This is a genomic window from Methyloceanibacter caenitepidi (assembly GCF_000828475.1).
In the GTDB taxonomy this organism is placed as follows: Bacteria; Pseudomonadota; Alphaproteobacteria; order Rhizobiales; family Methyloligellaceae; genus Methyloceanibacter; species Methyloceanibacter caenitepidi.
This window is the reverse complement of the sequence record NZ_AP014648.1, coordinates 1,896,547-1,908,832: the sequence shown is the minus strand read 5'-3', so window position 1 is coordinate 1,908,832 and position 12,286 is coordinate 1,896,547. Positions and strand designations below refer to the sequence as shown.

8 protein-coding genes and 2 tRNA genes are annotated in these 12,286 nt (G+C 62.6%); 4 read left to right on the top strand and 6 right to left on the bottom strand.

What is annotated here, in order from left to right; all coding sequences use genetic code 11:
- Nucleotides 1-30: 30 nt before the first annotated feature.
- Nucleotides 31-813: an exodeoxyribonuclease III gene (gene xth / locus GL4_RS08795; protein WP_045366741.1), complete on the top strand. Its 783-nt coding sequence runs from the start codon at nucleotides 31-33 to the stop codon at nucleotides 811-813.
- 40 nt (nucleotides 814-853) lie between these two features.
- Here xth and GL4_RS08790 read toward each other — a convergent pair whose 3' ends face one another.
- The 5 genes from GL4_RS08790 to GL4_RS08770 form a co-directional block, all read right to left on the bottom strand.
- Nucleotides 854-1,840: a tetratricopeptide repeat protein gene (locus GL4_RS08790; protein ID WP_052464275.1), complete on the bottom strand. Its 987-nt coding sequence runs from the start codon at nucleotides 1,838-1,840 to the stop codon at nucleotides 854-856.
- Nucleotides 1,827-3,551: a dihydroxy-acid dehydratase gene (gene ilvD / locus GL4_RS08785; RefSeq protein WP_045366739.1), complete on the bottom strand. Its 1,725-nt coding sequence runs from the start codon at nucleotides 3,549-3,551 to the stop codon at nucleotides 1,827-1,829. Before ilvD ends, GL4_RS08790 begins: the two co-directional genes overlap by 14 nt.
- Before the next feature lie 318 nt (nucleotides 3,552-3,869).
- A complete protein-coding gene (locus GL4_RS08780) occupies nucleotides 3,870-6,605 on the bottom strand; it encodes a valine--tRNA ligase (protein WP_045366737.1) in 2,736 nt (911 codons plus the stop codon).
- Between the two features lie 158 nt (nucleotides 6,606-6,763).
- Entirely contained in the window at nucleotides 6,764-8,023 is a 1,260-nt protein-coding gene (locus GL4_RS18100) for a DUF2497 domain-containing protein (protein ID WP_045366735.1), read from the bottom strand.
- 150 nt (nucleotides 8,024-8,173) lie between these two features.
- The gene (locus GL4_RS08770; RefSeq protein ID WP_244462596.1) at nucleotides 8,174-9,637 is read right to left on the bottom strand and encodes a TolC family outer membrane protein; all 1,464 of its coding nucleotides are present in this window, start codon (nucleotides 9,635-9,637) and stop codon (nucleotides 8,174-8,176) included.
- Nucleotides 9,638-10,011: 374 nt separating this feature from the next.
- Here GL4_RS08770 and GL4_RS08765 point away from each other — a divergent pair.
- Nucleotides 10,012-10,085: transfer RNA gene (locus GL4_RS08765), tRNA-Cys, on the top strand.
- Nucleotides 10,086-10,106: 21 nt separating this feature from the next.
- Here GL4_RS08765 and GL4_RS08760 read toward each other — a convergent pair.
- Complete coding sequence (locus GL4_RS08760) at nucleotides 10,107-10,361, bottom strand: hypothetical protein (RefSeq protein WP_045369830.1); 255 nt, start codon at nucleotides 10,359-10,361, stop codon at nucleotides 10,107-10,109.
- 227 nt (nucleotides 10,362-10,588) lie between these two features.
- On the opposite strand from GL4_RS08760, the gene GL4_RS08755 reads away from it, so the two are divergent.
- Nucleotides 10,589-10,664, top strand: a tRNA-Asn gene (locus tag GL4_RS08755).
- A gap of 262 nt (nucleotides 10,665-10,926) precedes the next feature.
- Nucleotides 10,927-12,195, top strand: coding sequence for an MFS transporter (locus tag GL4_RS08750; RefSeq protein WP_052464273.1), 1,269 nt, complete (start codon nucleotides 10,927-10,929; stop codon nucleotides 12,193-12,195).
- Nucleotides 12,196-12,286 lie beyond the last annotated feature (91 nt).

The window sequence follows — 12,286 nt, the reverse complement described above, 5'->3', positions numbered from 1 at the left end:
CGATGCACCCGGCCATGGCTATGTGGATGCATGAAGATCGCGACTTGGAACATCAACGGCATCAAGGCCCGTCTCGAAACGGTGAAGACTTGGCTCGGCGCGGCCTCGCCCGACATCGCCTGTTTCCAAGAAATCAAGAGCGTGGACGAGAACTTTCCGGCCGAGATCTTCGAGGAGCTCGGCTACAACGTCGCCGTCCATGGCCAAAAGGGCTTCAACGGCGTCGCGCTGCTCTCGAAGATTCCCTTCGACGAGGTGATCCGCGGGCTGCCCGGCGATGACGGCGACGCGCAGGCACGCTATATCGAAGGCGTGTTCTCGGTTCCGTCGGGGGTCGTGCGGGTCGTGAACATCTACCTGCCGAACGGCAATCCGATCGACTCCGACAAGTTTCCCTACAAACTGTCGTGGATGGAGAGGCTCCGGAGCCGGGTCAAGGAGCTGCTGACGTACGAAGAGCCCTTCGTCGTGGCGGGAGACTACAACGTGATCCCCACGCCAGAGGACGTGTACGACCCCGCTGCGTGGGTCAACGACGCCCTATTCCGCCCGGAGACGCGCGCGCAGTTCCAGAGCCTGCTCAATCTCGGTCTAACGGACGCATTCCGCGCCTGCCACGACGAGCCGCACCAATTCACCTTCTGGGATTATCAAGCGGGCGCTTGGCAGAAGAACCACGGCATTCGCATCGACCACCTTCTCCTGTCACCGCAAGCGGCCGACAGGTTGGTGTCGTGCGATATCGACGCGGAGCCGCGGGGCTGGGAGAAGCCCTCGGATCATGTGCCGGTCGTCATGGAGTTGTCGGTCTAGGGCGCCTCTGTGAGGCCCGACGCCGTCGCCTGACCGCCGCCTACTGCAGTCCGCCGATGCTTGTGCTCGGGGTGCCGAAACCAACCGACATTCCCATGGGCGGAGGCGGCCCAAGATCGACGGGACCAAGCCGCGGCTCGGGACGCGCCGAAAGCAATGGCTGCCGTGTAATCGTCCCGGCGCGCACCGCCGACGGTGCGGACGGCAAACCGGTGGCCGTGGCCGTACGCTGAGAGCCGCCTAGCCGGGGCAGCATGGCCTCGGCTTGCCGCACCGTAACCCGATCCGCAATCGCGATCGTCCTGTCATAGGTCTCGGCGATCCAATTCGCCTCTTCCCGGGTCTTGCGGGCGTTCTCTTGGGCCAGCATGAGCAGCGCGAGACCTTGCGCCTGCTGCTGTCCGACGCCCTCGCCGCTCCAAAGCATCTCGCCGAGAAGAGCCTGCGCGCTTGCGTGCTGCTTCCGCGCAGCCATGGTCAGCCAATTGGCAGCGATGCCCGGATTTTTTTCGACGCCCGTGCCTGTCAGATAGAGCCGCCCAAGCTGGTACTGCGCTTCCGCATCACCGAAATAGGCGCCGGCATGGCGCAGCAATCCGGCGCCGTAGGCCGGATCGGCACGCAGCGGCAGCTCCGCGATCCCTTCGACATAGTACTGGCCGAGAGCGCAAAAGGCCTCGCCCACATACTGGGCGATTGGGCTAGAGGCCGGAACGTCCGCATACTGATCGGCAATGCGCTGATAGTAGCGAAATGCCTTGGACTCATCCTTCGGGACGGCGCCATCCTCGGCATAGATCCGGGCCAGCTTGAGCTGCGCGCCGAGCACGCCATGCCCGGCCGCATATTCGAGCGCGGGAAGCGCCGACTCTGTCCGGCCCGTATTGAGCGCCGTTACGCCCTGCCGGTAGGCTTCGGTCGCCGACGTAAACGGCGGCGGCGTATCAGTGCTGCCGACGCCAGCCGGCGTCAGGACGATGAAGGCCGCAAGCGCGCTGCCAAGTTGGGATGCGCTAAATATCGGCATAGCACTTCCCTTCCGCGGCGGCGCCGGGATGGGTCACCGCGCCTTCGCGTGCCGCTCCGACGAGCTGCGAATACTTCCAGATGCAGCCGCTCTCGAAATTCGGGGATGGCGGCGTCCAATCCTTGGCGCGCTCGGCCAACTCTTTCTCGCTGACTTCGAGGTCGATGATGCCTTCCTCGGCATCGAGCGTGATCATGTCGCCGTCGCGCACCAAGCCGATGGGACCGCACACGGCCGCTTCAGGACCGACATGACCGATACAGAACCCGCGCGTGGCGCCTGAGAACCGGCCGTCGGTGATCAGCGCGACCTTGTCGCCCATCCCTTGGCCATACAAAGCGGCGGTGGTCGACAACATCTCGCGCATACCAGGGCCGCCCTTAGGACCCTCGTAGCGGATGATGATGACCTCGCCTTCCTTGTACTTCTTCGCGTTCACCGCCGAAAATGCCTCTTCCTCGCTATCGAAGCAACGCGCGGGCCCACGGAATTTCAGGTTCTTCAAACCTGCGACTTTGACGATGGCCCCATCGGGCGCCAGCGATCCCCTGAGCCCCACCACGCCGCCTGTCGGTGTGATCGGGTTATCAGCAGAACGCACGACATCCTGGTCTGGGTTCCATTCGACCTTGGAAAGATTTTCCGCGATCGTCCGACCCGTGACGGTTATGCAGTCGCCATGCAGATAGCCGTTGTCCAGAAGCGTCTTCATCAGCAGCGGCACGCCGCCCGCTTCGAACAGATCCTTGGCCACATATTTGCCGCCGGGCTTCAGATCGGCGATGTAAGGCGTCTTCTTGAAAATCTCGGCGACATCGAAGAGATCGAACTCGATCCCGCATTCATGGGCGATGGCCGGAAGATGCAGCGCCGCGTTGGTCGAACCGCCCGAGGCGGCGACAACGGCCGCGGCATTCTCCAAGGACTGCCGCGTGACGATATCCCGCGGCCGGATGTTGAGCGCGATGAGATCCATGATCTTCTCGCCCGCTGCCATGCAGAACCGGTCGCGAATTTCGTAAGGCGCCGGCGCGCCGGCCGAGTACGGCAACGCCAGCCCGATCGCTTCGGAAACGGTCGCCATGGTGTTCGCGGTGAACTGTGCGCCGCAGGCGCCCGCCGACGGGCATGCGACCTGTTCCAGCTCGTCCAGATCCTCGAGCGACATGTTGCCGATCGAGACCTCGCCGACGGCTTCGAACAGATCCTGGACCGTAACGGGGCGTCCCTTGAAGGTGCCCGGCAGGATCGATCCGCCATAGATGAAAATCGAAGGAACGTTCAGCCGGCACATCGCCATCATCATGCCCGGCAGCGACTTGTCACAGCCGGCAAGGCCGACAAGCGCGTCGTAGCAATGCCCGCGCATGGTCAGCTCGACACTGTCGGCGATCACTTCACGCGAAGGCAGCGAGGACTTCATGCCCTGGTGGCCCATGGCGATACCGTCAGTCACCGTGATGGTGCAGAACTCGCGCGGCGTGCCTTCCTTGGCCGCAACGCCCTGCTTGACCGCCTGAGCCTGACGCATCAGGGCGATGTTGCACGGAGCGGCCTCGTTCCAGCACGTGGCGACACCGACGAATGGCTGATGAATCTGGCCGCGCGTCAGCCCCATCGCATAATAGTATGAGCGATGCGGAGCCCGCGAAGGCCCTTCGGTCACGTGCCGGCTCGGCAAACGTGATTTATCGAACGTCTTGGCGTCCATTGCTCGCTGCCAGCCAACGACGGCAGCGCTGACGGTATTCCGTCTTAGCCCAGCGTGTCGGCCAGTCTCTCCCTGGTCTGTCTGCCTCGCATTATTTCGCGAGTGCCCAACGGACCCATTGTCCTCTGTACTGGTTTCGATTTCACAAAGTTTTATGGCGCAAACGAGGCGTGAGGCTGTCGCGCTGTTGTATTTCAGTTACAGTCGAAGATATTCGATGTCACACTGCCAAGCGAGCGGCATCCGGCGCTCCAAATGAGCGCCTCACTGTTGCTTGAAAAGGCCCCAACAGATCACCGCAGGGCCTTTATTTTGCCGCTAAAGCGCCGCTTCCAGCCGTTTGAGGGCCTGGGTCAGCTTACTGGCCGTAGCCTCCGCGTCCGCCCGCCGTTCCCGTTGCTCCTCGACCACGTGCTGTGGCGCACGGGACACAAATTTGTCGTTGGCGAGCTTGGCGTCGATTTGCGTGATCTCGGCGCCGACTTTGTCGATCTCGCGCTTCAGCCGATCGGCCTCGGCGTCGATGTCGATGACCCCCTCCAGCGGCAGGGCGATCGTGGCTTCGTCCAGAACGATCTGGACGGAGCCCGCCGGCGGCGTATCGGCCAATTCGATGCTCTCGATGCGGGCCAGCCGCGACACGGTCTCGAGATGAGCGGCGATGCGGGCCTTCGTCTTGTCGTCGGCACCCGTGATCACCAGCGGGACTTTGGCGCCCGCGGGAACGTTCATTTCGGCCCGGACCGACCGGACGTCGGTGACGAGCCGGATGACCCATCCGATCTCCTCGTCGGCTGTCGCGTTCTGCAGGCCCTGGTGTGTGGGCCAGTCGGTGAGCATCAAAAGGCTCTGACGGGGCGTCCCCTCGGGGGCGCGCTTCTCCCACAGCTCTTCGGTGACGAAGGGCATGAACGGGTGCAGCACCTGCAGCGCCGTGTCGAGGACATACGCCGCCATGGCGCGCGTCTCGGCCTTGGCCGCCTCGTCTTCGCCGGCAAGAACTGGCTTGATGAGCTCGAGATACCAGTCGCAGTAGATGTGCCAGATGAAGTGGTAGATGGCCCCGGCGGCTTCGTTGAAACGGAAACCCTCGAGCGCCTCCGTTACGGCCGACACCGCGCGCTCCATCTCGCCAGCAATCCAGCGGTTCAGCGTGCTTTGCGCGCTCTTCGGATCGAAGCCTTCGACCGGAATGCAGTCGTTCATCATGGCGAAGCGGGACGCATTCCAGAGCTTGGTCGCAAAGTTGCGATAACCCTCGACCCGGCCGCTGGAAAGCTTGATGTCGCGACCCTGCGCCGCCATGGCCGCCAGCGTGAATCGCAGCGCGTCGGCGCCATAGGCGTCGATGAGCTCTAGGGGATCGATCACGTTCCCCTTGGACTTCGACATCTTCTGGCCCTTCGCATCGCGGACCAGCGCATGGATGTAGATGTCGCGGAACGGAACCTCGTCCATGAAATGCAGGCCCATCATCATCATCCGCGCGATCCAGAAGAAGATGATGTCGAAGCCGGTGACCAGAACGTCGGTCGGGTAATAGCGCGCGAGTTCCGGCGTCTTGTCAGGCCAGCCGAGGGTCGAGAACGGCCACAGCGCCGAGGAGAACCACGTGTCGAGGACATCTTCGTCCCGCGTGAGAGGTTCATCCTTGCCGTAATGCTCTTTCGCCAAGGCTTTGGCAGCAGATTCATTTTCGGCAACGAAGACTTCGCCGTCCGGGCCGTACCACGCGGGGATCTGGTGCCCCCACCAAAGCTGACGCGAGATGCACCAGGGCTGGATGTTCTCCATCCAATGGAAGTAGGTCGACTCCCAGTTCTTCGGCGCGAAGGTCGTGCGTCCGCTGCGGACGGCCTCGATGGCAGGCTTGGCGAGCGTCGCCGCGTCCACATACCACTGATCGGTCAGGAAGGGTTCGATCACCGCGCCGGAGCGGTCGCCATGGGGCACCGCATGGACGTGGGGCTCGATCTTCTCGAGATAGTCGTTGTTCTCCATGCACTCGACGATCATGGTCCGCGCGGCAAACCGGAACACGCCATTCCACTCGAGCACCTTGGTTTCGAGTTGGGGCGTCATCTCGACGCCGAGCATGAAGTCGGTCTCCGGACCGATATCGAGACGCGCGTCCTTGCTCAGGACGTTGATCATGGGCAGACCGTGGCGCTTGCCGACCTCGAAGTCGTTGAAGTCGTGCGCCGGCGTGATCTTCACGGCGCCCGAGCCCTTCTCGGGGTCGGAGTACTCGTCCGCGACAATCGGAATGCGCCGCCCCACCACCGGCAGGATGACGTTCTTGCCAACCAGGTGCCTGTAGCGCTCGTCGTCCGGATGGACCGCGACGGCGGTATCGCCCAGCATGGTTTCGGGACGGGTCGTGGCGACGACAATGAAGGTCGACGGGTTTTCCGGATCGAAGGTCATGCCTTCGATCGGGTAGCGCAGATGCCACAAATGTCCCTTGCTCTCGACCTGCTCGACCTCAAGATCGGAGATCGCCGTCAGGAGCTGCGGGTCCCAGTTCACCAAGCGCTTGTCTTTGTAGATGAGCCCGGCGGCGTGCAGCTCAACGAAGACCTTGCGAACGGCCTTGGACAGGCCCTCGTCCATGGTGAAGCGCTGGCGCGACCAGTCGCACGAGCAGCCCAGCCGCTTGAGCTGACCGATGATCGTGTTGCCGGACTCTTCCTTCCACTGCCAGATGCGCTCGATGAACTTCTCGCGGCCCAGGGTCCGCCGATTTGGCTCCTGCCGTTCCATGAGTTGACGCTCGACGACCATCTGCGTGGCGATGCCCGCGTGATCGGTCCCGGGCTGCCAGAGGACATCGCGCCCGCGCATACGCTCGAACCGGACCAGAACATCCTGAAGCGTGTTGTTGAGGGCGTGCCCCATGTGGAGCGACCCCGTGACGTTCGGTGGCGGAATGACGACTGCAAACGGCCGCGCGTCCTCGCGATCGCCGCGGCCTGCGGCGAATGCGCGCGCGCGCTCCCACGCTTCGTAAACGGGGCCTTCGAAATTCTTCGGTTGGTATGTCTTGTCGAGCATGGATGGTCGTGGACGCCTGGCTACGTAAAGTTCTAAAGAACCGCCCAGCACCGCGATGCTGGGCGAAAAACTGCGCCTGCGGGTCCTACGACCGCTGCTTCCATGCTGTCAATGTTCGTCTGTGCCGACGCGACGGTCTGCCCGAGTTTGGGCGGGGATCAGTCCTGTCCGCGCTGTACCGCGTCCGAGTCCAGTTCCTCACGGATCATGCGCGGCATGTTCTCGTTGAGCCATTCGCGCAGCATCGGACGAAGCATCTCTTTGATGCTGTCCTCCAACGATTTGCCCCCAGACGTCTCGTGCGGGACGGCACCGTTGGTGGCGACCGAGACAGTTTCCCGCGCAATGTCTGCGGCTGACGGTGCGAACACCGGCGCCGGTGCGGGCTCCGCCGGCTCGGCATCCTGAGGTGGCCAGAAAGGAGCGCTCTCCGTCTCCTGCTCGGGCTCCGCCTCTTCGGGAACCATCGTGACCTCGGATTCGATGTCCATCAGGACAAGTTCGTCCTCGCCAGACGGCTCGTCGCCGGACGCGCCCTCTGCCATTTCGAGAACGGAGTCGACGTCGGGATCCGGGTGCGTGTCCGGCTCCGGCGTGGGCGTTTCCATCGGAACAGCCATCGGAATGTCGGCAGGAAGCGGGATGACGCCGGTCGGCGGCTGATCGGATTCCGCTTCGGCACTTGTCTCGGTGGGCGCCGGCGCAGTGAAACTCGGTACGGGCGCGGCGGCGGGCGGCGGGGCCGCGGCCGGAGACTGTCCGGCCTTCAGCGCTGCAATTGCGCGCTCAAGGGCCGTCGCAGCTTCCTCGCTCGCCGACAATTTGGGGGCCTCGGGCGCTGCTTCGGCAACGGGCTCGGGGAGCGGCGGCGGCGCCATCGGCGGCATTTCGGGAGCAGCCGTCTCTTCCACCGGAAGCTCCATTTCCTCGGGCTCGGCGAACTCAGCGACTTCGACCGTTTCAACCACCTCTACCGTCTCGACCATCTCGACGTCCGCTTCCGGGACATCGGGCTCAAGAACGTCTGGCTCGAGGACGTCCGGCTGGACATCGTCCAGTGCCAGGAGGTCCTCGGTGTCCTCGATCGAATCCACAAACTCAGGCGTCGTATCGACAACTTCGGCTGCCTCAGAAAGCTCTTCGGGCTCCTCCTCGACAAGCTCCAGACCGCCAAGTTCGCCGGTGAGATCCATGATCTCCTCGTCTTCATTGGCCGGTGCGTCGCCACCGGAGGTCAGAACACGGGCGATGTCGTCGATGATTTGATTGTCGGCTTCGCCCTCCAGCCCCTCGTCCTCGGACTGGGCCGCGGCCTTGTCGGCCGGCGCCTTGCTTGTGTCATCGTCGGTGATGATCCGGCGGATGGAAGCAAGAATGTCTTCCATCGTCGGTTCGGGAGCGCGCTCGGTGCTGCTCATTACTTAATCCCTTGCCGCCTCTCAAACTGATAGTGCCCGGCGAAGACCACCAGGACCAACTTATCAATAACTTAACACAATGCTAACGCCCAAGTCTCCGCTTGGCACGGACATTGAGGTCTATAGTTAACGTTGGGGCGGGAGATTTGTTCAGTTATCGGCAAGCGGCGGCTCGGGCGGCGCAAGGCCCCAAAGCTTGTTCTTGATGATCTCGTAATGCTCGAACGGATCGTAGTAAGGAACTGAAAGTCCAAGGGTTTGTGCATCCATCCGGCCGATGGCGCTGTATAGCGAATACTCTGCGACGACCCGGTCGCGGAGCGCCGAAACAAGCCCAATCTGGGAGTTTAGGAGCTCCCGCTGAGCGTCCAAGACATCCAGCGTGGTGCGCTGGCCGACCTTCTCTTCCTCGCGAACGCCCGTCAGGGCGATCTTGTTGGCGCCAACGGCAGCCTCAGCAGAGCGGATCGCCGGCCCGGACGACTGCAGAATACCCCAGTTGGAGATGACGTCAGCATGGACGCTCAGGCGCGCATTCTCGACCTCGCGCTTCAACTGATTGTTCGTCTCTTTGGCCTGACGCACCCGGGCCGAGACGCCACCACCCTGATAGAGCGGGACGCTGAGGCGTCCGGTCACGGATGTCGTCTCGATATCGCTGATCGTGCTGCTCTGGTCGAAAGCCTTCTCGTACTGGGCCTCGAGGGAGACTGAGGGGAGCAATTCGCCCATGATCCGCTCGACGGCGTAGAGCGACGACTCTTCGTTGTAGACGGCCGTAAGGATGACCGGGTTCTCGCCGTCCCCGAGCGTCATGGCCTCGTCAAGCGAGTTCGGAAGCAGGTGACGGATCGACGGCGGGGCGCTCAGCGTGCCGGGCGGATGACCGATCACCTGCTCGTACGTCGCCCGGCTGATCTTCAGGTTGGCTTGAGCGGATGCCAAAGTGGCCAGCGCTTCGGACCGCCGTGCTTCGGCCTGGGCCACGTCGGTCCTTGTGACCTCGCCGACATCGAACCGGTCGCGGGTCGCCTTCAACTGTTCGGTCAGCACCTGCACATCGTTCTCGCGAAGGCGCACCACCGCCTGATCGCGAACCACATTCACATAGGCGGTCGCGGCATCGAGGAGCACCGTCTGCTCGACCTGGCGCAGGGTCTCCCGTTGGGCCTGCACGAGGGACTTGGCCTCGCGGATGGCATTCAAATTCTGAAACCCGCCGAACAACAGCTGCGAGAGCGTCAGGGCATAGCCGTGGGGATGGGTCACGCCGCTCGAACCGATCCCGCCGCCGAAGGAGGAGAGCACGTTCGCCCTGCCCCGCAAATTGCTGTTTTGATTATTGTAGGCGGTCGATCCGGAGCCGGTGATCGTCGGACGCAACCCGGACTTGGCCAGCGCGACCTGCTCGTCGATCGCGCGCAACCGGGCGCGCTCGGCATTTAGAACCGGGTTGAGAAGATAGGCGTCGGCAAGCGCCTGTTCCAACGACTCGGCAGCGGCCGGCATCGACAGACCGCACGCGACGAGCCAAACACTGAGCGCAAAGACGCCACGACGCGACGACCGTGCCGCGCGGCGCAACGTCTGCCACCTGCCATGCAAACCAAACACGCTTTATCCTGCTCCCAACGGTCAACGGAGCCCCGGCCGCCGACCTGCCTCACATTACAGCAACCCAGCCGCCGAAAGATACCCAGGAAGGGCTCGTCTCATCCCATTTCCCCAAAAAACTCAATGCACTGTGGGATCGCCGCAACAGTGGCCAAACGCCGCGCATCCCGACATTTTTTGTCCATGTTTCGTCCCCCAACAATGGATGTCGAATCCTCATCCATTGCGGAGAGTACTTGACCCGGCACGAGTGTGTCTTGTCTATCGCCGCGGCGCCGGACGGGCCGTTACTTCCGATTAAGCTGTGGGATCGTATTCCAAACCAAAGAGTTGCTGGACACGCGCGATAACTACGCTAGAAAGTCCAGCCCGATGGCCACGTGGCGGAGTGGTGACGCAGCGGACTGCAAATCCGTATACCCCGGTTCGATTCCGGGCGTGGCCTCCAACAACCTTCAGGCGCTAACGCCTAAGGTTCTGTTCCATCGACATTTTTCTCGTCCTTGCGCCGGTTCCACCACACGGTGAACTGACGGCGCCAGCGGCGCACGGCCGGCAGATCGACGGATAGAACCAAGAACCCCAAGGGAATCATCCAGAAGCCGAGGACAGGAAGGAAGCCCAAGAGGCCGCCGCCGATCAGGATCGTGCCCAATCCGATTCGCATGGGTTTGGATTTCGGAAGATGAATGCGGCGGTCGAAAATGCGGACCTTAGGGGCCATAGTTTGACGTATCGCTTCCACGGCGGTGCGTACGCGCCCATCCGCCTGATTGAGAAATTACCCAATTCGACTTGAACCGGGCCGATGCGGGAGATAAGACCTCCCGGCGCGCGCGGCAACCATCACCACGTTCGGTGCGTCGATGGCGCGTAAAGCGCTGGAAAGCACGTCATCGTTTTGCTATCTAGCGCTTCGGCACGGCGCGGGACTGACCGCCCTGCCCCTGATCCCCGGTAGCTCAGTTGGTAGAGCAAGCGGCTGTTAACCGCTGGGTCGCTGGTTCGAGTCCGGCCCGGGGAGCCACCTCACTCCAAAAGATTCGCCTCTCGTATTCGGCTTTGCACCGTTTGCGAACGCGCGATGCATGGCACCGGGGCGGACAGCGTGCGCACCCGGAACCGTGAGCGCCGGTCAGTCTGCATGCGAAACAGCCGGATATGGATTTCTTTTCTTGGCGACGCATATGTGGCACCGAGGGTCGGCCTGGAGAACATGCCGACCGGGCAGCCCCATTGCTCCAATCGCCAAGCACGCACCGCGCATCCCGTAGAAATTGTGATCACTCATGACTGACGAACGAGCCGGCGCAGACACTTCAAGCGCCTCCTTGCACTATCTGTTGCTGGCCACCGTGCTGTTGTCCGTCGGCAGCGGCTTGCTAACCGTCCTGATCCCTATTGGCGGAGAACAGGCGGGCTTTTCGGTCCCCATCATCGGAGGGCTAGGTACGCTTTACTACGTGGGCTTCATCGCCGGCTGCCTGCTCCTGCCAGCCTTGATATCGCGAGTCGGACATATTCGCTCATTCGCCGCCGTCGCCGCGATGGCCGCGAGCGGTACGCTTGTCTTCGTTCTGGCCGTAACACCGTTGACCTGGCTGGTCTTACGAGCCCTCGTCGGCTTCTGCTTTGCCGGGCTTTTCATGGTCGTCGAGAGCTGGTTGAACGATCAGGTCGGTTCAGAGACCCGCGGGCGCGTCTTCGGTCTCTACATGGTTGCGGGCTGGTTCGGCATCGTTGGCGGGAACCTTCTATTTTCCGTGGACTCGCCCACCGCGTTCTCTCTCTTCGCTTTGGCGTCGATAGCGATCTCGGTTTCACTCGTGCCCATCGCCCTGACGACCGGCGCAATCCCCACGGTTCCGGCGCCGGCGGGCGTCCATTTCGTCAAACTCTATCGCACGGCTCCAGTTGGCCTGGTCGGCTGTCTCGCTGCCGGGCTTGCCAACGGCGCCTTCTGGACGTTCGCGCCAGTGTTCGCGCAGGCTCAGAGCGGCTCGAGCCTGGGAGTCAGTCTGTTCATGGCGTTTGCCGTTCTTGGCGGTGCGTTGAGCCAGTGGCCGATCGGAACACTTTCGGATCACTTGGATCGGCGCTGGGTGATCGCGGGAGTTTCGTTGGTCTCCGCAGCGGCCGCGTCGTTGTTCTTGCTCTATCGGGAGCCGTTGAATGCTGTGCTCATTGGCGTTGGGGCCGTCTGGGGCTCGGCGGCTCTGACCGTCTACCCACTTTGTACGGCCCATGTGAACGACAGGGCCAATCCGACGAATTTCGTCAAGGTGAGCAGCCGCCTGCTGATGGCATTCGGCATCGGCGCAGCCGTCGGCCCTCTGCTCGCTGGAGTTCTTATCGCGAAAGCAGGAATAGCGGCGCTGTTTCTGTTTACAGCGGTCATCCACACGGTTCTGGCTGTATTCGCCCTAATCAGGGTCCGGATCCTGGAGCCTGTTGCCGAGGAGGAGCGCGCCACCTTCGCGCCACTGCCGCCAATCGGGCACGGGACGCAGCCGATCTTTGAGCTCCAAGAGAATATCCAAGCCGAACGTGACCCTTAGAGGTCTGACCGGGCGGCCGTGACATGTAACGTCTTGTCCAATGTCTCTGCAGTGGCCGGTGAACTTCATGCAGCCTTCCAACTTTTTCGTC

Excerpts from the sequence above, each read along its gene's own strand:
- xth (WP_045366741.1), top strand. The coding sequence starts at position 31 with ATGAAGATCGCGACTTGGAACATCAACGGCATCAAGGCCCGTCTCGAA.
- GL4_RS08790 (WP_052464275.1), bottom strand. The coding sequence starts at position 1,840 with ATGCCGATATTTAGCGCATCCCAACTTGGCAGCGCGCTTGCGGCCTTC.
- ilvD (WP_045366739.1), bottom strand. The coding sequence starts at position 3,551 with ATGGACGCCAAGACGTTCGATAAATCACGTTTGCCGAGCCGGCACGTG.
- GL4_RS08780 (WP_045366737.1), bottom strand. The coding sequence starts at position 6,605 with ATGCTCGACAAGACATACCAACCGAAGAATTTCGAAGGCCCCGTTTAC.
- GL4_RS18100 (WP_045366735.1), bottom strand. The coding sequence starts at position 8,023 with ATGAGCAGCACCGAGCGCGCTCCCGAACCGACGATGGAAGACATTCTT.
- GL4_RS08760 (WP_045369830.1), bottom strand. The coding sequence starts at position 10,361 with ATGGCCCCTAAGGTCCGCATTTTCGACCGCCGCATTCATCTTCCGAAA.
- GL4_RS08750 (WP_052464273.1), top strand. The coding sequence starts at position 10,927 with ATGACTGACGAACGAGCCGGCGCAGACACTTCAAGCGCCTCCTTGCAC.